Here is a 20,400-nt window from a genome sequence, read left to right on the forward strand (position 1 = left end):
CCGCGGAGATCGAGCGCCTGCTGCGCGCCCGCCACCCGCAGGAGCTCCACTACTACGTGCAGTTCCAGGCGGTTCTCCCCGGCCGCCAGGGCCAGGGTCTGTGCAGCGCGCTGCTGCGCCGCATCCTGGCCCGTGCCGACGCCGAGGGGGTCGGCGCCTACATCGAGTGCAGCACCCCCCGCAGCCTTGCCCTGCTGCTGCGGCACGGCTTCCGGGAACTGCCGCCGATCCAGCTCCCCGGCGGCCCCGCGCTCCACCCCGCGTGGCGTGATCCGCACCGGACGGCGCACCGCCGGACCGCGCACGGCCCGCGCAGGACGACGGGGCGGCACCGGAGGGAGTCGGCGCCGTGGACGCACTGAACCAGCGTGCGCACCACGCCGTCCAGGCGTGGCTGCGGGCGGCGCAACGCTGCACCCTGGGCCTGCCGCCCGCCTTCCCCTTCCCCGAGGTGACCGCCGCCATCCGGCGGCACGGCAGCGCCGCCCTGCCGTCCGCGGTGAACCGCGTGCTGATCGAGGCGGCGGACCGGGCCGAGGAGCTGGCGGGCCGCCCACCCGCCCGGAGCTGGTTCGCAGCGCGCTGGCTCTGGTCCGCGACGGCGGGAGCCCGCGGTTCCCCCAGCTACGACGCCTATGTGATGTGCGGTCTGCTCGACCAGTACTGCCAGGGCGCCGGTGACTTCCGCGCCAACGCCCGGGCCCTGGGCACCGCCCTCACCGCGGACCTGCTCGGCCATGAACTCGCCCCGCAGCGCGCCCGGCACGCCCGCTCCCGCACCCGCGCCGCCATCCACCTCGCCGCCGATCTGCGGCGCGCCATGCGGGGGGCACCCCTGCAGCCGGCCGGGGGCGCCGACGACGGGACCGACCCGGAGAAGGAGCCCGGACTGGAACCGGCGGACGCCCTGCGGCTGTGCGAGCGGGCGGTGTCGGTGGTGCAGCGCTCCCAGTCCCCGCAGCTGCGCACCGTGCTCGCGTACACCCCCCTCGTGGTCACCGCCGAGCACGACGAGTACCTCTTCATCCGCTCGATCCAGATCATGGAGCTGCTGTCCAGCCTGGCGGCCTCCCATGCGCAGGAGGCGCTGGGGTGCGCGGAACGGACCGCGGTACCGGAGTTCCTCGTCCATCTGGAGGGGCTGCGGCGGACGCTGGACCACTCGGCCCGGCTGTTCCACATCGTCGCCACCGTCGACCCCCTGCAGTTCGCCGGCATCCGGGACGCCACCCACGGCACCGGGGCGCTGCAGTCGCCAGCCTTCGCCGCGCTGGAGCGGCTGTGCCGGGGCGCCGAGGCACTGCGGCCCGAGACGGCCGCCGCGGTGCCCGCCGACCGCCGGCCGTGCCCGGACACCCCGCTGGGCCCGGCCCTGGAGCAGCTGCTGGGGCGGGTGGACCCGGACACCGCCGCCCGGCTGGAGGAGGCCGCGGCCGCGGTGGACCGGCAGTGGCTGCGCTGGAAGCGCGCCCACCACGGGGTGGCCAGACGGATCATCGGCGACGTCCCCGGAACCGGTGGGACGCTCGGCATCACCTACCTGGCCGAGTACATGCACACCCCGCTCCTCACCCGCCATGCCGAGCCGGTGGGGCCCGCCCGGCGGGCCACGCCAGGAGGGCCGTCATGACCCATATGACCCCGCAGGAGTTCCGGCACCTGGGCCGTCAGGCCGTGGACTGGATCGCCGACTACTGGGAGGCGCTGGACTCCCTTCCCGTGGCGCCGCAGATCGCTCCCGGCCGCATCCGCAGCCGGCTGCCCGACCGTCCGCCGGAGCGGGCCCAGCCCTTCGAGGCGCTGCTCGGCGACCTGTCGGACGTCATCGTCCCGGGCCTGCTCCACTGGCAGCACCCGCGGTTCCTCGGCTACTTCCCCGCCAACGCCTCCGGGCCCGCGGTACTGGCCGAACTGCTCAGCGCCGGCCTGGGCGTGCAGGGCATGTCCTGGGTCACCAGCCCGGCCTGCACCGAGCTCGAAGAACACACCCTGGACTGGCTGGTGGAACTGCTGGGCCTGCCCGGCCACTTCCGCTCCACCGGCCCCGGCGGCGGGGTCATCCAGGACACCGCCTCCAGCGCCCTGCTGGTCGCGCTGGTCGCCGCACTGCACCGGGCGGGCAAGGGCCGTGTGCGCCGTGAGGGCGTCGGCGGCACGCAGTACGCCCTGTACATCACCCCGGAGACGCACTCCGCGGCCGCCAAGGCCGCGATCGTCTCCGGGCTGGGCGAGCAGGCCGTCCGCCATGTCGCCACCCGGCCGGGCACCCAGTCGCTCGACGTCGGCGACCTGCGCGCCCGGATCACCGCCGACCTGGACGCCGGCATCACCCCGCTGATGACCGTGGCCACCGTGGGCACCACCTCAACCGCCGCCGTGGACCCGGTCGCCGACATCGGCCGGGTCTGCCGGGAGCACGGCCTGTGGCTCCATGTGGACGCCGCCTACGCCGGGGTCGCGGCGGTCTGCCCGGAGCTGCGGTGGCTCAACGACGGGGTGGCGGAGTACGCGGACTCCTACTGCACCAACCCCCACAAGTGGCTGCTGACCAACTTCGACTGCGACACCTTCTGGGTCGCCGACCGCAGTTGGCTCACGGGTGCCCTCACCATGCTGCCGGAGTATCTGCGCAACGCCCCCAGCGAGTCCGGCGAGGTCACCGACTACCGCAACTGGCAGATCCCGCTGGGCCGCCGGTTCCGGGCGCTGAAACTGTGGGCCGTGATCCGCTGGTACGGCGCCGAGGGGCTGCGGGCCCACATCCGCCAGGGCATCGGTCTGGCCGGCCTGCTCGCGGACTGGATCGACGCGGACGAGCGCTTCGAGCTGCGTGCCCCGCACCCGCTGTCGCTGGTCTGCTTCCGGCTGCGCACCCCACCGGGCGTCGACGGCGACGAGGCCAACCTCCGGCTGCTGAAGGCGGTGAACGCCACCGGCAGCACCTTCCTCACCCACAGCAAGATCGGGGACGAGGTGGTGCTGCGGATGGCTGCCGGCGGGATCTTCACCGAGCAGCGGCATCTGCGGGAGGCCTGGAGTTGCATTCTGCAGGAGGCCGAGGCCATGCGGACGGCCGAGGCCGACGCACGTCCGCGCGTGCCCTGAGCCGCCTGCCCCGAGCCGCCACCGGCCCCGGCTCCGGCCCCGCCGGCCCGTCCCCGGGCCGGCGGGGCCGGGGAGCTGCGCCGCCGCCCGGGCGGCCCAGGGCCGCGGGTACCGGACCGTCCGGGGTGCCGTCCGCTCAGTCGCGCGGCGCGAGCCGTCCGCTCAGTCGCGCTGCGCGAGCCGTCCGCTCAGTCGCGCTGCGCGACGAAGAGGCTCTGCACACTGCGTCCGATGCGGCCCTGCTCGTCGTGGACGGCGGCCTCCGCCATGCCCAGTCCGGCGTCGTCGACGGTGGTGACCGCGTCGAGGCAGACCCATTCCCCGGCGGGCACGCGGTGCAGATGCACCGTCAGATCCGGGTTCACGAAGACATGGGAGCCGAAGTCCAGCACATTGCTCACCCCGTTCCCGGAGTCCGCGGCCACCAGCACCCGCTCCAGCGGCGTGGTCTTCTCGCCCGCCACCAGCGGCACCCTCATCCGCATCCAGCAGGTCGCCGGGCCGCGGTCCAGGAACGACCCGGCGACGAACCGGCACTCCATGGCGGTGTGGTAGCCGGCGTCCCAGGGCACCGGGTAGAAGGGCTCCTCCCGGGCGGTGTCCGGGCCGGGGAGCGACGGTGCGGCCGTCACCGGGGGCAGCAGGCCCGGTTCGGTCCTGATGCGCAGCGCGGTCGCCCGCATCACCTCCTCCCCGCCGTCGGGCCGCACGGACGCCTGGACCAGCTCGACGCTGCGGCCCTGGCGCAGCAGCCTGGTCTCCACGGTGAGGGGACTGATCGGCACCGGGCGCAGGATGTCGAAGGTGATCCGGGCGAGCCGCATGTCCTCGCGGGCGCCGGCCCGGTCCTGGACGGCCCGGCCGAGCAGTGCGGCGGGCGGGCCCGCGTGCTGGGTCAGGGGGCTCCAGGGGCCGCGGGTGGAGACGGTGGGCAGAAAGCGGTCCTCGGCCAGTCGCTCGAAGAACGCCTCGGCTGTGCTGGTCGGCTCGCTCACGCTGCTCCTCCTCCGGGCGCCCGGCGGGACGCGCCGCCGGTCGGGATCGGCTGTCATGCTACTGACCGGTAGCCGCACTGTCACCGACCGGATCGGGCAGCCAGAGCCGGAGCCCACCACGCCGGGGGTACCGCAGGCTCCGCGGGCCGTTGCCGACCTGCCCCACCGCCGAAGGTCCGGGACGGACCCTGATGCACCGCAGCGGCGGGCGGTGTCCCGCTGCGGCTGGTCGCCACCCGGTGAACCGGGGCGTGCACGCCAGAGGGTCCGCCATGCCGTCGCGGCGCGGCGGACCCTCCGCGCGGGGGTCGCCGGTTCCCCTCAGGGGATGGGGTTGAGGGCGACCGCCGGGGCGGTGACGACCCGCGGTGCGACGGGGTACCAGGCGCCGTTGCCGGAGGTGTCGACCGCCCTGAGCCCGAAGCCGTAGGCGGTGGCCGGGGAGAGCCCGGTGACCGTGAGCGCCCGGGTGGTGCCGTCGGTGGCGGCGCCAGGGAATCCGGGGGACGGTCAGGAGACGAAGGAGATCGCGGTGGGGGCTGCGGCGAGCGGCGCCGGAAGCCGCAGCGGAGCCTCGCCCGGCGTGAGGGAACCCAGGATGCGGGCCCCGCGCGCCCCGGTGCACGAGGGCAGGGTCGCCGGGAGTCCATGGACCGTGTACCAGCCGAGGACGGCGAAGGCGATGGCCTCCTTGGCGTCCGCGGGCAGGCCCAGTTCCTCGGACTGCAGCAGCCGCACGTCCGGGAGCAGTTCGCGGAGCATCCCGGTCAGCACCGGGTTGCGCATCCCGCCCCCGGACGCCACCAGCGTGGTGACGCCGTGCCGCTCGACCTCAGCCGCGACCGTCCGCGCGGTCAGGGCGGTGAGGGTGGCGACCAGGTCGGACAGCGCCAGTCCGGGGTGGCGGGTGCGCAGCGCGCCGAGCAGGCCGGGGTGGAAGAGCTCCTTGCCGGTGGTCTTGGGCGGCGGCAGCCGGTAGTAGGGCTCGTCGAGGAGTTCGGCGAGCAGGCCCGGCTGGACGCTGCCCGCCGCCGCGATCCGCCCGCCGTCGTCGTAGGGGGCTCCGGTGGCGGCCAGGACGGCGGCGTCGACCAGCGCGTTGGCCGGGCCGGTGTCGTAGGCCAGCGGCGGGTCACCGGCCACGGTGATGTTGGCGATGCCCCCCAGGTTGAGCGCGGCGGCGCGGCCCGGCAGTCCGGCCAGCAGCAGGGTGTCGAGGTGGGCGACGAGCGGCGCCCCCTGGCCGCCCGCCGCGACGTCCCGGGCGCGCAGGTCGGAGACGACGGGTACGCCCAGCAGTTCGGCGGTCCAGGCGGGCTGGCCGACCTGGAGGGTGCCGAGCACCTCACCGCCCTGGACCCAGTGGTAGAGCGTCTGGCCGTGGGAGCAGACCAGGTCGGCCGGTCCGTGCTCCGCCACCGTCCGCCGCGCCGCCTCGGCGAAGGCCCGGCCGATGCGGGTGTCGAGCCGGCAGACCGCGTCCAGCCCGACCCGGCCGGGCGGCAGCGCCTCCACCAGCTCGCGGCGCAGATCGGCCGGATAGGGCGTCGCCCCGGTGCCCAGCACCCGGCAGTGCAGCCGGCCGCCGCGGTGGCGGATGTCGACCAGTGCGGTGTCGATCGCATCGTGGGAGGTGCCGGAGATCATGCCGAGGACGCGCACGACGGGGGCTCCAGAGGATGCGACGGGGTGGCTCTCGCCACCATCGTGCTGCACGTTGGAATCTTCCGTCAACCCGTCAGTTTGGTGTAGGAATTTCACCATCACTTCGCGGGTAGCCATCGAACGTCATTGATCGGAGGTCCTTGTGCGAGAGATGTCAGTGGTGGATCGGCCGGAGGGCCGCAGCGCCTCCGAGCTCCTCGGAGCCGCGGTACGGCAGCGGCGGCGCAGCCTGGGACTGACCCTGGAGTCCGTCGGGCGGCGCACCAGGCTCTCCAAGAGCTTTCTCAGCCAGCTGGAGTCCGGGCGCACCAATCCGACCCTGGACACGGTCAGCCGGATAGCGCTCGCCCTCGACAGCACCCCCGCACAGCTGCTCGGCGCCCAGCCGGACGGTCCCGCGCGGCCGCACGGCTCCCCCGCCACCACCCGCCGCCCCGCCAGACCCGTCAGACCGCTGCCGGTCGGGGCGGGCCGCTCCTATCCGCTCACCGGCCCCGAGGCCCACCGCTACGAGGTGGTGCTGTGCGACGGCACACCCACCCACCACGAGCAGCCGGTCTCCCATCCCGGCGAGGAGTTCTGCTACGTCGTCACCGGGCTGCTGCGGGTGGAGGTCGGCGGCCGGGCGAGTCTGCTGCACCCCGGTGAGTCACTGCACTTCGCCAGTGAGATCCCGCACCGGTTCAGGGCGCAGACCTCCTCCACCCGCTTCCTGCTGGCCCTCTGACACCAGCCTGCGGTGCGCGGCGTCACCCGCGCCGTGCTCCCGCACGGCCAGCGCCGCGGCCCCGACCGCTCCGTCCAGCGCCCTCAGCGGACGGCGGACACCCAGTCCGGCAAGTCCGGCACGCACCCCCTCGGCCAGCAGGGTCGGCCGGGTGAGCAGCGAGCCCGCCAGTACGAAGGGAGTGCCGTCGTCCAGGGGGCCGAGGGCCCGCGCCGAGCGCAGCAGCCCGGCGACCGCCTCCGCGGTGATCCGCCGGGCCACCGGGTCGCCCGCGCGGGCGGCGCCGTCGACCACGGGTGCGAGGATCCCCAGCCGGGCCGGCTCGGCCGCGTGGACCGCGCCGACCATGCGCTGGGCGAGTCCCTCGGGGGGACCGCCGGCGCACCGCAGCGCGGCCGGGACGGCGTCCACCAGCGCTGTGGCCTCGCCGCGGCCGTCGAGTGCCGCCAGCGCCGCCCGGACCGCCTCCCGGCCGATCCAGACACCTGAGCCCTCGTCGCCCACCAGCCAGCCGTAGCCGTCGCAGCGCCGGGCCACCTCACGTGCGCGCAGCAGCGCCGCGACCGCTCCGGTCCCCGAGAGCAGCAGGGCCCCGTCGGGCAGCGGGGTGGTGCCGGCGAAGGCGACGGCGAGGTCGGGCACCACCTCCGGGCGGCCCGGCAGCCCTGCCCGCTCCCAGGCCCGGGCCGCCAGCTGCTCGGCCCGCGCGCGCCCCGCTGCGCCCGCCCCGGCGAGGCCGAGGACGCCCCCGGCCACCCGCTGCGGGTCCAGGTCCGCCAGGGCGTCCCGCAGCGCATCCGCCAGCGCCTCCGCCGGTCTGCGTACGGAGTTGGGGTTCGCCCCCTCGGCGCGGCCGCGGGCGAGGACCTCCCCGTCCAGCGTCGCCACGACGGCGCGGGTGCTGGTGCCCCCGGCGTCCACCCCCAGCACCAGTTCCGGTGAGCGGCTCAAGGGAACTGCCTTTCTGTCAGCGGCGGGTACGCGTCCGCCGGGTTCCGCCGGGCGGCACCCGGCCTAGACCGTCTCGACCGCGACCACCCGGCGCGGCACCGGATGGAAGCAGGCGTGCTCCTGCTCCACCCCGCCGGTGCGGCCGAGCACGGGGTGCTCCGCGGTGCAGCGCTCGTCGGCGAAGGGGCAGCGGGGGGCGAAGAGGCAGCCGGGGGTCCGGGTGCGCTCGTCCAGCGCGGCGAGCGGCACCAGGCGGTCGGGCCCGGGTTCCTCCAGTCCGCGCATCACGGGTACGGCCGACAGCAGGCACTGGGTGTAGGGGTGCACCGGCGACTGGATCACGGTGTCGGTGGGGCCGCGCTCGATCACCTCGCCCCGGTAGATGACGTGCAGTTCGCCGCCGTCGCCGACATAGCGCGCGGTGGCGACGTCATGGGTGATGAAGAGCAGGGAGATGCCCAGCCGGGTACGCAGGTCGCGGAGCAGGCCGAGGATGCCCAGGCGCATCGAGACGTCGATCATCGACACCGCCTCGTCGGCGATCAGCACCTCGGGGTCGACGGTCAGGGCGCGGGCGATCACCACGCGCTGGCGCTGGCCGCCGGAGAGCTGATGCGGGTACTTGGGCAGCACACCGTCCGGTTCCAGGCCGACCAGCTCCAGCAGCTCCGCGGCCCGGTCGACCACTCCGGCCGCCCGGTCACCGGTCTGCCTGGCCCGCATCCGCAGCGGGTCGCCGAGGATCTGGTCGACCGTCCTGGTGGGGTTGAGCGCGGAGTACGGATCCTGGTGGATCATCTGGATCCGGCGGAAGTAGGACGCCCTGCGGCGCTGGGGCACGGTGGACAGCTCGACGCCGTCCACGACCAGCTCGCCGCCGTCGAAGGTCTCCAGACCGGTGAGGATCTTGCCGAGGGTGGTCTTGCCGCAGCCGGACTCCCCGATGAAGGAGACCGCGCCGCCCCTGGGCAGGGTGAAGTCGACCCCGCGCAGCGCCTGCACCACCCGTTCCCCGGTGAACGCCCCCCGGGTGCGGTAGGTGCGGGTGATGTTCCTGGCCTCGATCACGCGCCCTCTCCTGTCGCTGCGGTGGTGGCCGGGTCCGCGTGGCAGGCCCGGCGCCGGTCGGGGGCCCAGGTGAGCAGCTGCGGCTCCGTTTCGGCGCAGACGTCCATGGCCAGCGGGCAGCGTTCGCGGAAGACGCAGCCGGTGCGGGGCACGGTGGTGAGGTCCGGCGGCCTGCCGGGCAGTGCCCGGGCGGTGTCGGTGTCGCCGGTGATCCGGGCGGTGGCGCCGATCAGGGCCCTGGTGTACGGGTGGGCGGGGCGCTGGAGGACCTCGGTGGCGGGCCCGTCCTCGACGATGCGGCCGCCGTACATCACGGCGAGGCGGTCGGCGATCTCCGAGACGACACCCATGTCGTGGGTGACGACGAGGGTGGTGAGGCCCTCCTGCCGGTGCACCTTGCGGACGATCTCCAGCACCGCCGCCTGGGAGAGCATGTCCAGCGCGGTGGTGGGCTCGTCCAGGATCAGCACCCGGGCGTTGAGCACCAGCGCCAGGACGATGCCGACGCGCTGGCGCATACCGCCGGAGAGCTCGTGCTGGTAGGAGTCCAGGACGCGGGCGCCGTCCATGCCCATCTCGTCGGCGAGCTCCCTGGCGCGGCGGACCAGCCCGCGCATGTCCTGGACGTCGTGTGCCCGGCCGAGGTCCAGCAGCTGCTTGCCCACGGTCTTCAGCGGGTTGAGCGAGTTCTGCGAGGCCTGGAAGACATAGCCGAGCGCACGGCCCCTGACCCGGCGCAGCGCCCGTCCCTCCAGCCGGGTGACGTCGCCGACGCCGTTGACCTGGATGGAGCCGCTGCTGATCCGGCCGGGGGCGGGGATGGCGTTCATCAGGGAGAGCGCCAGGGTCGACTTCCCCGACCCGGACTCCCCCACCAGGCCGGTGATGGTCCCGGTGGGCAGGTCGATGTCGGCGTGGGCGACCGCGGGCAGTTCGCCCTGGTCGGTGCGGTAGAGGACGGTGAGGTCGCGGACGCTGACCTCGGCGGCGGCCTCGGCGCGCTCCGCCGTGAGCTGCACGGTGTCCGTCATGACCGCTCCCGGAGCCGCGGGTTGAAGAGTTCGTCGACGGCGTCGAGGAAGAGGACGACGCCGAGGGTGAGCAGCAGGATGCACACCAGCGGGGCGAGGAGGTAGCCCAGGGCCTCGGGGCTGTTCATGGCGCCGCCGGCGAAGACGGCCTGGTTGAGCATGACTCCCCAGTTGCTGCTGGAGAAGGGCACCACGCCGAGGAAGAAGAGGCCGACCTCGGCGCCGATGAAGCCGATCACCGAGAGCAGCAGCTGCATCGCCACATAGGGCGCGATGTTGGGCAGCAGTTCCTTGACGATGATGTGGCGGGTGGGCAGGCCGAGCCCGCGGGCCGCCTCCAGGAAGCCCCGTTCGCGCAGCGAGAGCGTCTGGGAGCGCACCGCGCGGGCGACGCCGCCCCAGCCGGTGAGCCCCAGCACCAGGCTCATCTCCAGCGGGTTGGCGAAGCTCCACACGGTCGAGAGCACGATCAGCAGCGGGAAGGCGGGGATGGTGAGGATGAAGTCGGTGGCCCGCATCAGCACCGAGTCGGCCAGCCCCCGGTGGTAGCCGGCGACCAGGCCGACGCCGGTGCCGACGACCGCGGTGAACAGGGCGGACAGCGAGGCGGTGAGCAGCACGTAGCGGGCGCCGACGACGATCTCCTGGAGGACGTCGGAGCCGGCGAAGTCGGTGCCCAGCCAGTGGGCTCCGCTCGGCGGCGCGTAGATGCTCTCGGGGTCGACGGCGAGCTGCCCGGGGTAGAGGTACGGGCCGAGGATCGCCATCAGTGCGAAGAACACCAGGATGCCCAAGCCGATGACGCGTCCGGGTTTGCGCAGCACCACGCGCCGGGCGGCGGTCCAGGAAGTCGAGCGCCGGCGGGGGGGTACGGCGGCGGTGGCGGCGCCTAGGGTGGGAGCGGTCATCTGTCATCGCCTCACACGCGGGTCGATCACCGAGTACAGCAGCTCGGCGAGGATGTTGGCGAGCACGATCGCCACCGTGATCAGCAGGAACGCCCCGCCCATCAGCGGGTAGTCGCGGGCCCCGATGCTCTTGAGCAGCAGGTTGCCCAGGCCCGGGTAGTCGAAGATGTCCTCGATCAGGACGGAGCCGCCGAACATGAAGCCCAGCGAGAGCGCCAGCACCGTGAAGAGCGGCAGGATGGCGTTGCGGGCGATGTAGCGCATCCGGGTCAGCGGGGTGATGCCGCGCAGCTCGGAGGCGAGGATGAAGTCGTCGCCGAGCACCGAGACCACGCTGGACTTCATCGCCAGCAGCCAGCCGCCGTAGCTCAGCAGCGCATAGGTGGCGACGGGGAGCACCGCGTGGCTGATCACCGAGGCGATGTACGGGCCGTTGAAGCCGGGTTCCAGGGTGACGTCGCTGGTGTCGCCGAAGGGCAGGATCTGCCAGAGGGTGTGGAACAGGAAGGCGAGCAGCAGGGCCAGCACGAACGACGGCACTCCGGCGACCAGCGATCCGGAGAGCGAGAGCAGGCCGCCCCACCGGGAGGAGCGGCGGACGGCGGCCACCACTCCGGCGGTGACGCCGACGAGGAAGCTGACGACCAGTCCGGTGAGGACGGGGAAGAGCGTCCACGGCAGGGCCGCCCGGATGACCTGGACGACCGGCTCGCCGGTGTAGGAGATCGACACCCCGAGGTTCCCCTGCAGCAGCTGCCACATGTAGCTGGTGTACTGCTGCAGCAGCGGTTCGTGCGAGGTGAAGCCGTAAATGACGGCGACCTTGGCGCGGGCCGTCTCTGGAGCCATGCCCTGGGTCAGGTACTGCTCGTACTGGGCGTCGCCGGGGTTGCCGGGCAGGGCGTGCACGAGGAAGAACGTGAATGTCGCGACGACCCAGACCATGACCAGTCCGGTGCCCAGTCTGACCAGCAGCCTGCGAGTGAGTCCCTTCACGTCCCCCCACCTCCTTGCGCTGTTGTCATCTTGCTGCTCCTCGGACACGGGCGGTGCGGGGGCGCTCGCCCCCGCACCGCGCGGTGCTGCTACTTGGCCTGGACGTAGCCCTGCATCATCCACACGCCGGGCGGGTTGACGAGCAGGGCGTCCTGGCCCTGCCTGGGGAAGTTGGTGAAGTGCTTCGGGCTGGTGAACTGGACGTTGGTGTAGTCCCAGATCTGGATCATCGGCAGCTCCTGGTTGGTGGCCCGGGCCAGCTGCTGGACGATCGGCTTCTGGTCGGCCGGAGCCATCGTGCTGAGCTTGGCGGTGAGCGCACCCGGGTCGAGGGCGGTGCCGTCCACGGTGTAGGAGGTCGGGGTGTTGACCCAGTTCCCGGAGTCCTTGCCCGAGGCGTGGCTGACCTTGGCGCCGACCGCGGTGTAGCCGTCGGAGGTGCCGTAGAGGCGCTGGTAGGCGGCGCTGGGGTCGGGTCCCAGCGCGGTCAGCCACCAGCCGACGGGGTACTTCCCGTCCGCCATCTCCTTCTGGTACGTGGCGAAGTCGGCGGTGACGGCCGGCTTGGTCGGGATGCCGAAGCTGCTGAGCTCATTGGCGATCACGGTGGAGGCGGCGATCCAGTCGCTGAAGCCGTTCACCGTCTGCAGGGTGATCGTCCAGGGCTTGCCGTCGGGCAGCATCCACTTGCCGCCGGACTTCCTGAAGCCGGCGCCCTCCAGCAGCGAGGTGGCCTTGGCCAGGTCGTGGGTGTAGGGGTCGAGGGCGGCGAGCTGCTCCGGGGTCAGCAACTGCTTGGCTGCGGACTGGATCAGGCCCGTGGTGGCCGGGGACGCGGTGCCGCCGACGGGCTCGCCGACCTTGGTGACGGTCTGGCGGTCGATCACATGGGCGAGCGCCTGGCGGACCGCCCTGTTGTCGTACGGGGCGACGCTCTCGTTGAAGGCGATCGCCGCGTCGACGTAGCTGACCGTGTCGACGCGCTGGTAGCCGGCGCGCTGGATCTGGGTGAGCACATTGCTGGGGATGGAGGTGTACGGGGCGGAGTCCAGCTCCCCGTTGGTCATGTAGCCCCAGATCTGCTCGTTGCCGGTGTAGTGGCGGACCACGACCTGCTTGGGGGCGATCTTGGCGGCGCCGTAGAAGTACTTGTTCTTGTCGAGCACCGCCGAGCCGGGGTTGACCCGGGTGAGGACGAAGGGGCCCGCCGAGACGTCGGACTTGGGGGCGAAGGCCGAGATCTTCTGTCCGGCGGCGTTGAGCTTGTCGACGGCGGCCTTGGCGGCGTCGGCGTCCGCCGGGTCCTGGCTCTGGCTGGCGGCGATGGTGTCCCAGATGTCCGCGGGCAGCAGCGAGCCGTAGACCTTGGTGGGGACGATGAACTGCGTCAGCACCAGGCGGGTGAAGCCGATGTTGTGGGCCCCCGCGACCTGGTCGATCTCGACGGTGTGCGGTCCGGTCGACTTCACCGCGGCGACGTCCAGCCCCTGGGTCAGCAGGGCGGTGCCGCTGGCGGCCTTGCCCTGGGTGAGGGCGACCGCCATGGAGGTCTTGATGTCGTCGGCGGTGACCGGGCTGCCGTCCGACCACTTGGCGTCCGGCTGGAGCTCGACGGTCAGCGCGGTGGGGGTGCTGGTCCAGCTCTTGGCGAGCCCGGGGAAGAAGTCGTTGGGGTCGAGGGCGTTCTTCTTGTCGAAGCCCAGCTGCATGGTGTTGTAGCCGATGAAGGCGGTACCCGAGGCGTTGAAGGGGTTCATCGGCGCGCCCGCGGTGATCGGGTTCTTGGCGTCGATGGTGGTGTACACCCCGCCGCCGGAGGCGGTCCTGCTGCCGGAGGAGCATGCCGAGAGGGCGCCGAGGAGCGCCAGTGCGGCGACTGGGGCGGATAGCTGCGTGAGCCGTTTCATGGTCCTGGGATCTCCGATCGGCGGGGTTTCCTGGCGTCGGCGGGCGGCAGGGATGGCGCGGTGAGCAGACCATAGGAGTCGTGTCGAGGGACAGTCAATAAGCAACGCAAACCGCATAGAGAACGTAACTTGACGCCTCCCCAGAAGACTTCGTGGGCCGCCTCCGGGGCTTGGGGTTGGAAACCAACGTAAGATCGTCTCTGGAGGTTGCAAAATCACCTGTCCGGCCGCCACCATGTCCGCAACGAGAGGACACTGTGATGAGCTTCGTGCCTTCGACCCGCGTCGAGTCACCCACCGAACGGCGCAACCCACGCACCCTCGACATCGACCGGGTCCCCACCGCGGAGCTGCTGCAGCTGCTCAACAACGAGGATCGGCTGCTGCCCGACGCCGTACGCGCGGTCCTCCCCGAACTCACCCAGGTGGTCGACGAGACCGCGGCACGCCTGGGCGCGGGCGGGCGGCTGCACTACTTCGGCGCGGGGACGTCAGGCCGCATCGCGGTGATGGACGCCGCCGAGCTCATTCCCACCTTTTCGCTGCCGCCGGGTGTCGTGGTGGCCCACCACGCCGGTGGGGAGGCCGCGCTGACCCTCCCGGTGGAGGGCACCGAGGACAGCGTGGAACTCGGCGCCGGCGACGCGGCCGGGGTCGGGCCGGGGGATGTGGCGCTCGGGCTCACCGCGAGCGGGCGCACTCCCTATGTCGAGGGCGCACTGCGTACGGCACGCGCCGCCGGTGCCTTCACCGTGCTGCTCAGCGCCAACCCCGGCGCGCTGCTGGCCGACCTGGTCCATGTCCATCTCGGTGTGGACACCGGCCCGGAGGCGATCGCGGGCTCCACCCGGCTGAAGGCAGCGACCGCCCAGAAGATGGTGCTCAACAGCATGTCCACGGCGGTGATGGTGGCCCTGGGCCACACCTACTCCAACCTGATGGTCGATGTGGCCGCGGCCAACGGCAAACTGCGCGGGCGTGTGGTGACGATCCTGGTCGAGGCCACCGGGCTGGACGAGTCCGTCTGCGTCGACGCCCTCGGCGCGGCCGGCGGCGAGCTGAAGACGGCCCTGGTCTGCCTGCTCGCCGACTGCGCACCGGCGGCCGCCCGCGGCGCGCTCCAGGTCTGCGGCGGACGGGTGCGCGCCGCGGTGGAGACGGTGCGGAACTCCTGACGCCGGGCCCCTCCCGACGACACGGGCCGGAGCGGTGGGTGCGCTCCGGCCGGCCGTACGCCGCCGCAGACGCCCGGCGGCGGGGAGCGCGGGCTACCGCCGGCGCTCGCGCACCGCGGTGTACGTCCGCTCCAGCGCCTTGAGCGTGCGGGAGTGGTTGCGCTGCGCCACGCCCACGAAGAGGCAGTCCACCACGGTCAGCGCGGCGATCCTGCTGGCCATGGCGCCCGAACGGAAGGTGGTCTCGCGGACCGCCGTGGTGAGCACGTAGTCGGCCACCTCGGAGATCCGCGAGCGCGGGAAGTTGGTGATCGCCACGGTGGTGGCGCCGTTGTCCCGGGCCTCCGCCAGGCTGAGCACGGTGTCGCGGGTGTCACCGGTGTGCGACACCGCGATCGCGACGTCCCCCCGCTTGAGCAGCGCCGCCGAGGTCAGCGCGATGTGCGGGTCGGCCCAGGCGTGCACGGGCCGGCCGATGCGGTGCAGCTTCTGCTGGAGGTCCAGCGCGATCAGGGCGCTCGCGCCGACTCCGTAGAGGTCTGTCCGGTCGGCGGAGACCACGGCGTCGATCACGCGCTTGAGCACCGCCAGATCGAGCTGGCCCACGGTGTCCTCCACGGCGCGGGCGTCCGCGAAGCCGAGCTTCTTCACCACGTCCGAGAGCGGGTCGCGCGGGCCGATGTCACTGCCCACGCCGGTCCAGCCGGCCGTGTTGTCCTCGTTCCCGGCCGCCGCCGCGAGGCCGATCCGCAGCTCCGGGTAGCCGCGCAGGCCCACCGCGCGACAGAAGCGCACCACCGTGGTCTCGGAGGTCTCGCAGGCCAGCGCGAGCTCACTGATGGTCTTGCCGGCCACACCGGCCGGATCGGCCAGGGCTGCGGCGGCGACCCTGCGCTCCGAGGGCGGCAGGTTGGGCATCAGCGCCCGGATCTGCACCAGCAGGGCCTGTGGTGCATCCATGAGGACTCCTACGGTTCCAAAGGACATCGATATGCGTGTTACAGCGGGCTACCTGTTACAGCGGGCCGAGTGCCAGGGCGTCGTGGACCTGTCTGCGCAGTGCGACGATCCCGCTGCGACCCCGGCCCAGATGCACCGCGTTGGTGAGCAGCACCGCCCACAACCCGGTCACCGGGTCGACCGCCACGCTGGTGCCGGTGAAACCCGTGTGCCCCGCCCCCGTCCGCGGCCAGGCCACCGACATGTGGTCCCAGCGGTCCCCCCGCAGTGTCCAGCCCAGGCCCCGCCGGCCGTCCAGCCCCTCGGTCTGGCAGCGGACCGCCTCCGTCCGCACCGCGCGCGAGAGTACCAGGCTCTCCTCCGCCAGCCAGCAGGAACCCAGATAGCGCGCCACGTCGACGGCGGTGCCGAAGAGCCCCGCGTGACCGGCGACCCCGCCGAGCGCCTCCGCGTTCTCGTCGTGCACGACGCCGACCTTGGGCCCGCCGCCCGGGGGTGCCTCGGTGGCGGCGACCCTCGGGCGCCAGTCCGCGGGCGGGCGGTAACGGGTGGACGCCATACCGAGCGGGTCGAGGACCAGCTCGGCGACCGCCCGCTCCAGCGGAGCGCCGGCGACCGCGGCCACCACCTCGCCCAGCAGGACGAAGCCGAGGTCCGAGTAGCAGACGGTGGAGCCGGGCGCGGCGGCCAGCGGCTCGGCGAGCACCGCGGCGACGCGGTCCTGCGGCCCCCCGGGCAGCCGGTCCAGCTCACGGTGGGCGGGCAGGCCGGAGCTGTGCGCCAGCAGCAGGCGTACCGTCACCTCGTCCTTGCCGGCGCCCGCGAAGGCCGGCAGATGCCTGTGCACAGGGTCGTCGAGGGAGAGCGCCCCCTCGTCGGCCAGCCGCAGCACCGCCGGGAGGGTGGCCACCACCTTGGTGAGCGAGGCCAGGTCGAAGACGGTGTCAGGCGTCATGCGCCCTGCGGCGCCCGGCTGCCCGGTGAGACCGCAGGCCACGATCCGCTGGGGCTCCCCGGCGGCGTCCGGCCCTTCGCAGATCCCCGCGGCCAGGACCGCCCCCGGCACCACTCCGTCGGCGACCGCGTGCTGGAGCACATCGACGGCTTCGGCCCACCCCATGCGCCACCCCTCCGTGGTAAGTTTCCACCGACCTGTAGCTCAATCATGTTACCAAATAACCATGAGGACGGGCGATGGTGACGACCGGCGGGACGGAGCTGCGCAGCGCGCGGCCGGAGGACCTGGCGGCACTGCGGACGGCGGCCGCCGGCGCACTGCACCACGACGGTGACGCGGCGGACGTGGTCGACCTGCTCTGGAACGGGCCCGCGACCCGCCCCGAACTCAGGCTGGCCGCCGAGGTGGCGGGCAGACCCGTCGGGGTCGCCCTGGGCTCGCTCAGCGAGGCCGACGGCCTGGTGCGCGGCCATGTCAACCTCCTCGCGGTGGCCCCCGGACACCAGGGCCGGGGCCACGGCCGGCAGCTGCTCAGCACACTGGAGGCGCGGCTGCGAGACTGCGGCGCCCGGCAGCTGGTGGTGCGCGGCAGCACCCCGGCCTACGCCTGGCCCGGCGTCGACTTCCGCTACACCGCCGCGGTCTGCCTGCTGGAGGCCCACGGCTACGAGCGCACCAACGAGGCCGTCAACATGGCGGTGGAGCTGGACACCGCGCCGCTGGAGACCGCCGGGGACGAACGCCGTCTCGCGGCCCTGGGGCTGACGGTCCGGCGGCTGCGCCCCGAGGACGAGCCGCGGTTCAGCGCCTGGATGCGCGGCTGGGGCGGCACCTGGCAGCAGGAGGCCGCCCTCGCCCTCACCTGCGACCCGGTGGGCTGCCACGTCGCCGTACGCGGCGAGGGGGACCAGGCCGAGTATGTGGGCTTCGCCTGCCACGGCGTCAACCGCCGCACCTGGTTCGGCCCGATGGGGACGGAGGAGTCGCTGCGCGGCCAGGGCGTGGGCGCGGTGCTGCTGCGCCGCTGCCTCGCCGACCAGCGGGCGGCCGGCCTGAGCCGGGCGGAGATCGGCTGGACCGGGCCGCTGCGCTTCTACGCCCGCGCCGTGGGCGCCTCGCTGGACCGGGTCTTCTGGCTCTACCGGAAGGACTGCTGACCCATGACGGCGGAGACCGGACCGCAGCAGCCGGCCGCCGACCGCGGCCGGCGGCCCGGCGGCGCCGGGGCGGCTCCGCAGTGTGCGCCCGCACGTCACCGATCCCGGAACGCTGGACCCGCCGCCGTGCGCACTGACGGTGCGGCTCACCGTACTGCGGCCCGGCCGGCCGGAGTGCCGGGGACCGGAGACCGGCGCGGAGCCCCCGGAGCCGGTGCGGGCCCGGAGCCGGGGGCCGGCCGGGTTCGAGGAGCTGCGCCGCGGCCGCCCGCGCTGTCCCGGGGCCCGTGGGCGCCCCCGATCGGGCGCCGGCCGAGGAGTGCGATGGCGCTTCCGCACCCGTACCTGACTTCCGAAGACCTCACACCGTGTGCGAAGCCCGCCCGCTCCCGCACCGGGTCTGGACGGTGACCATGACCTCCGCACGCCGCTCCACCGCCGACGCACGGCTGCGCCTGCTCGCGGAGACGGTGCTCCAGCCGGGCTTCGCCGGTACCGCCCCGCCCGACTGGCTGCGCCGCCGCCTCGCCGCCGGCCTGGGCGGGGTCCTCCTCTTCGCCCGCAACACCCCCGACGCCGGGACGACGGCCGCGCTCACCGCCGCACTGCGCGCCGAGAACCCCGATGTCATCGTGGCCGCCGACGAGGAGGGCGGGCAGGTGACCCGGCTGGAGTCGGCCACCGGCAGCTCCTGGCCCGGCAACGCCGCCCTCGGGCATGTGGACGACCCGGAGCTGACCGAGCAGGTGGCGGCGGAGCAGGGCCGGTTCCTCGCCCGGGCCGGCATCGACCTCGACTACGCCCCCACCGCCGACGTCAACAGCGACCCCGCCAACCCGGTGATCGGTGTGCGCTCCTTCGGCGCGGACGCGGCCGCCGCGGCCCGGCACACCGCCGCGTTCGTCCGCGGGATGCAGGGTGCGGGCGTCGCCGCCTGCGCCAAGCACTTCCCCGGGCACGGCGACACCCGCCTGGACTCCCACCACGACCTGCCGTTGCTCACCCTCGACCGGGAGACGCTGCACCGCCGCGAACTGCTGCCCTTCCGGGCCGCGATCAGCGCGGGGGTGCGTTCGGTGATGGCCGGTCATCTGCTGGTCCCCTGCCTGGACCCGGGCAACCCGGCGTCGCTCAGCCGCCCCGTGCTCACCGGCCTGCTGCGCCGGGAACTCGGCTTCCAGGGGCTGATCGTGACCGACGCCCTGGAGATGAAGGCGGTGCACCGCGGAGCCGACCTCCCCGGGCTGGCCGTACGGGCCGTCGCCGCCGGTGCCGATGTGCTCTGCGTGGGTGCGCAGCGCACCGACGAGGAGTTGGTGCTCGCCCTGCGCGACGCCCTGGTCGCCGCGGTGCACAACGGCTCCCTCGACGAGGAGCGCCTGGCCGACGCCGCCCGGCGGGTGGGCCGGCTGGCGGACTGGCGGCGGGTGGCACGCCGTTCGGCGGGCACCCCCGCGCCCGTCACCGCCGACGAGCGCGCACCGCTGGGCCGGCTGGCCGCACGGCGGGCGCTGGAGCTGCACCGGCGCCCCGGCGCCGCGCTGCCGCTGGGTGACGCGCCGGTGGTGGTGACGCTCGCCGCACCGGCGCACGCGGCTCTGGACGGACCCACGGCCTGGGGCGCGGCGGGACCCCTCGCCGAACTGCGCCCCGGGACCACCGGCCTCGGCCTGAGCGAGGACCGGCTCTCCCCCGAGGTCCTGGACCAGGTCACGGCCGAGAGGTCGCGGCCCCTGGTCGTGGTGGTGCGTGACGCGGCCCGGCTGGCATGGGTGGGACGGGCACTGCGCGCTCTGCTGGAGCGCCGCCCGGACGCGGTGGTGGTGGAACTGGGCTGGCCGGGCGACGACCGTCCCGGGGCGGTGCACCTGGCCACCCGCAGCCCCTCCCCCGTGGCCGCCCGGGCGGCGGCCGAGCTGCTGTGCGGCCGGCTGCCGGAGTGAGGCGCGGGCCCGCCGCACCGTCCGCGGACGGTCTGCGGCCGCGGTCCCACGGCTCCCGACCGCAGCGTCGGACGCCACCGCGTCCAGCCGTCCCGGTCCGAGGGGCCGTCCCCCGGTCCGCCGGGCATCCGTCCCGGTGGAGCCTGCGGCGCCCGGCCGTCCCGTTGCCCGGTGGACCGTGACGCCCGCCCGGCATCCGCCGTTGTGCGCTGACAGAGCCTCATCCGGCTGGTAAGTTCCTGCCGCCTGATGCTGTGTATGAGTGGCTAACTTTCACGCGCTGGAGTCCGCCATGCCTCTTACCGAGCACTCCGCATGAGTCCCGCCCGAGCACACCGCCGCGACCTGGCCGTACGGGCCGCCGCAGAGCACGGGCTGCTCGACCCCGACGAGACGCCCCTCGCCGCCTTCGTGGACCTCACCGGCGTCCGCGAGACCGTCCGCGCCCTGCGGGCCGCCTGGCCCGCAGGCCTGCACGTCCGGCACGCCTTCGCCGCCAAGGCCAACAACCTGGTGCCGGTGCTGCGACTGCTCCGCGAGGAGGGGCTCGACTGCGAGGTCGCCAGCCCCGGGGAACTGGCCCAGGCCCTGGCCGCCGGATTCGAGCCCGGCGGCATCGTCCTGGACTCCCCCGTGAAGACCCGCCGGGAGCTGTCGGCCGCACTGGCCCTCGGAGTCGCCGTGAACATCGACAACTTCGAGGAGCTCGCCCGCGTCGACGCCCTGCAGGCCGTCCGCCCCAGCTCCTCCCGGCTGGGCCTGCGCCTCAATCCGCAGGTCGGCACCGGCGCCATCGAGGCGATGTCCACGGCGGGGGCGACCAGCAAGTTCGGCATCCCGCTGGCCGACCCGGG

At 73.8% G+C, this 20,400-nt stretch carries 17 protein-coding genes and 1 pseudogene; 8 read left to right on the forward strand and 10 right to left on the reverse strand.

Annotation, left to right across the window (positions count from 1 at the left end; genetic code table 11):
* The 3 genes from AOK09_RS24395 to AOK09_RS24405 form a co-directional block, all read left to right on the forward strand.
* Positions 1 to 362: GNAT family N-acetyltransferase (locus tag AOK09_RS24395; RefSeq protein ID WP_157876021.1), on the forward strand; the 362-nt coding region annotated here is incomplete at its 5' end.
* Entirely contained in the window at positions 350 to 1,630 is a 1,281-nt protein-coding gene (locus AOK09_RS24400; protein WP_055589389.1) for a tryptophan 2,3-dioxygenase, read from the forward strand. The genes AOK09_RS24395 and AOK09_RS24400, both read left to right, overlap by 13 nt.
* Entirely contained in the window at positions 1,627 to 3,105 is a 1,479-nt protein-coding gene (locus AOK09_RS24405; RefSeq protein ID WP_217698476.1) for a pyridoxal-dependent decarboxylase, read from the forward strand. The genes AOK09_RS24400 and AOK09_RS24405 overlap by 4 nt, the downstream gene beginning before the upstream one ends.
* 188 nt (positions 3,106 to 3,293) lie before the next feature.
* Here AOK09_RS24405 and AOK09_RS24410 read toward each other — a convergent pair whose 3' ends face one another.
* Together AOK09_RS24410 and AOK09_RS24415 are read right to left on the reverse strand one after the other, a co-directional pair.
* Entirely contained in the window at positions 3,294 to 4,100 is an 807-nt protein-coding gene (locus AOK09_RS24410; RefSeq protein ID WP_055589391.1) for a thioesterase family protein, read from the reverse strand.
* 510 nt (positions 4,101 to 4,610) lie between these two features.
* Positions 4,611 to 5,762 (reverse strand): anhydro-N-acetylmuramic acid kinase, encoded by a 1,152-nt coding sequence (locus AOK09_RS24415; RefSeq protein WP_055589392.1) that lies wholly within the window; start codon positions 5,760 to 5,762, stop codon positions 4,611 to 4,613.
* 154 nt (positions 5,763 to 5,916) lie between these two features.
* On the opposite strand from AOK09_RS24415, the gene AOK09_RS24420 reads away from it, so the two are divergent.
* Positions 5,917 to 6,492, forward strand: coding sequence for a helix-turn-helix domain-containing protein (locus tag AOK09_RS24420; RefSeq protein ID WP_055589393.1), 576 nt, complete (start codon positions 5,917 to 5,919; stop codon positions 6,490 to 6,492).
* Here AOK09_RS24420 and AOK09_RS24425 read toward each other — a convergent pair.
* From AOK09_RS24425 to AOK09_RS24450, 6 genes are all read right to left on the reverse strand, one after another.
* Positions 6,415 to 7,443 carry an N-acetylglucosamine kinase gene (locus AOK09_RS24425; protein ID WP_217698477.1) on the reverse strand — a complete coding sequence of 343 codons (1,029 nt, stop codon included), beginning with the start codon at positions 7,441 to 7,443 and terminating at the stop codon, positions 6,415 to 6,417. The two genes, AOK09_RS24420 and AOK09_RS24425, sit on opposite strands and share 78 nt — an antisense overlap.
* Before the next feature lie 63 nt (positions 7,444 to 7,506).
* Complete coding sequence (locus AOK09_RS24430; protein ID WP_055589394.1) at positions 7,507 to 8,511, reverse strand: ABC transporter ATP-binding protein; 1,005 nt, start codon at positions 8,509 to 8,511, stop codon at positions 7,507 to 7,509.
* Entirely contained in the window at positions 8,508 to 9,542 is a 1,035-nt protein-coding gene (locus AOK09_RS24435) for an ABC transporter ATP-binding protein (RefSeq protein WP_055589395.1), read from the reverse strand. The genes AOK09_RS24430 and AOK09_RS24435 overlap by 4 nt, the downstream gene beginning before the upstream one ends.
* Positions 9,539 to 10,450 (reverse strand): ABC transporter permease, encoded by a 912-nt coding sequence (locus AOK09_RS24440; RefSeq protein ID WP_055589396.1) that lies wholly within the window; start codon positions 10,448 to 10,450, stop codon positions 9,539 to 9,541. The genes AOK09_RS24435 and AOK09_RS24440 overlap by 4 nt, the downstream gene beginning before the upstream one ends.
* A gap of 3 nt (positions 10,451 to 10,453) precedes the next feature.
* On the reverse strand, positions 10,454 to 11,446 hold the full coding sequence (locus tag AOK09_RS24445; RefSeq protein ID WP_079063387.1) for an ABC transporter permease: 993 nt from the start codon (positions 11,444 to 11,446) through the stop codon (positions 10,454 to 10,456).
* 89 nt (positions 11,447 to 11,535) lie between these two features.
* On the reverse strand, positions 11,536 to 13,353 hold the full coding sequence (locus tag AOK09_RS24450; RefSeq protein WP_055589397.1) for an ABC transporter substrate-binding protein: 1,818 nt from the start codon (positions 13,351 to 13,353) through the stop codon (positions 11,536 to 11,538).
* A gap of 260 nt (positions 13,354 to 13,613) precedes the next feature.
* Between AOK09_RS24450 and AOK09_RS24455 the strand changes: the two genes are divergently transcribed.
* A complete protein-coding gene (locus tag AOK09_RS24455; protein WP_055589398.1) occupies positions 13,614 to 14,528 on the forward strand; it encodes an N-acetylmuramic acid 6-phosphate etherase in 915 nt (304 codons plus the stop codon).
* Positions 14,529 to 14,621: 93 nt separating this feature from the next.
* Here AOK09_RS24455 and AOK09_RS24460 read toward each other — a convergent pair whose 3' ends face one another.
* On the reverse strand, positions 14,622 to 15,488 hold the full coding sequence (locus tag AOK09_RS24460) for a MurR/RpiR family transcriptional regulator (RefSeq protein ID WP_055589399.1): 867 nt from the start codon (positions 15,486 to 15,488) through the stop codon (positions 14,622 to 14,624).
* 55 nt (positions 15,489 to 15,543) lie between these two features.
* Entirely contained in the window at positions 15,544 to 16,608 is a 1,065-nt protein-coding gene (locus AOK09_RS24465) for a serine hydrolase domain-containing protein (protein ID WP_063796056.1), read from the reverse strand.
* 74 nt (positions 16,609 to 16,682) lie between these two features.
* On the opposite strand from AOK09_RS24465, the gene AOK09_RS24470 reads away from it, so the two are divergent.
* From AOK09_RS24470 to AOK09_RS24480, 3 genes and pseudogenes are all read left to right on the forward strand, one after another.
* Positions 16,683 to 17,603, forward strand: a complete 921-nt coding sequence (locus AOK09_RS24470) for a GNAT family N-acetyltransferase (protein WP_055589400.1) — start codon at positions 16,683 to 16,685, stop codon at positions 17,601 to 17,603.
* A gap of 413 nt (positions 17,604 to 18,016) precedes the next feature.
* Positions 18,017 to 19,546: a glycoside hydrolase family 3 protein gene (locus AOK09_RS24475; RefSeq protein ID WP_055589401.1), complete on the forward strand. Its 1,530-nt coding sequence runs from the start codon at positions 18,017 to 18,019 to the stop codon at positions 19,544 to 19,546.
* A gap of 315 nt (positions 19,547 to 19,861) precedes the next feature.
* A pseudogene (locus AOK09_RS24480) lies at positions 19,862 to 20,400 on the forward strand (diaminopimelate decarboxylase); the annotation flags it as partial.

The sequence above is a fragment of the Peterkaempfera griseoplana genome, assembly GCF_001418575.1.
GTDB lineage: Bacteria > Actinomycetota > Actinomycetes > Streptomycetales > Streptomycetaceae > Peterkaempfera > Peterkaempfera griseoplana.

Excerpts from the sequence above, each read along its gene's own strand:
- AOK09_RS24405 (WP_217698476.1), top strand. The coding sequence starts at position 1,627 with ATGACCCATATGACCCCGCAGGAGTTCCGGCACCTGGGCCGTCAGGCC.
- AOK09_RS24420 (WP_055589393.1), top strand. The coding sequence starts at position 5,917 with ATGTCAGTGGTGGATCGGCCGGAGGGCCGCAGCGCCTCCGAGCTCCTC.
- AOK09_RS24435 (WP_055589395.1), bottom strand. The coding sequence starts at position 9,542 with ATGACGGACACCGTGCAGCTCACGGCGGAGCGCGCCGAGGCCGCCGCC.
- AOK09_RS24440 (WP_055589396.1), bottom strand. The coding sequence starts at position 10,450 with ATGACCGCTCCCACCCTAGGCGCCGCCACCGCCGCCGTACCCCCCCGC.
- AOK09_RS24450 (WP_055589397.1), bottom strand. The coding sequence starts at position 13,353 with ATGAAACGGCTCACGCAGCTATCCGCCCCAGTCGCCGCACTGGCGCTC.
- AOK09_RS24455 (WP_055589398.1), top strand. The coding sequence starts at position 13,614 with ATGAGCTTCGTGCCTTCGACCCGCGTCGAGTCACCCACCGAACGGCGC.
- AOK09_RS24460 (WP_055589399.1), bottom strand. The coding sequence starts at position 15,488 with ATGGATGCACCACAGGCCCTGCTGGTGCAGATCCGGGCGCTGATGCCC.
- AOK09_RS24465 (WP_063796056.1), bottom strand. The coding sequence starts at position 16,608 with ATGGGGTGGGCCGAAGCCGTCGATGTGCTCCAGCACGCGGTCGCCGAC.
- AOK09_RS24470 (WP_055589400.1), top strand. The coding sequence starts at position 16,683 with ATGGTGACGACCGGCGGGACGGAGCTGCGCAGCGCGCGGCCGGAGGAC.
- AOK09_RS24475 (WP_055589401.1), top strand. The coding sequence starts at position 18,017 with ATGACCTCCGCACGCCGCTCCACCGCCGACGCACGGCTGCGCCTGCTC.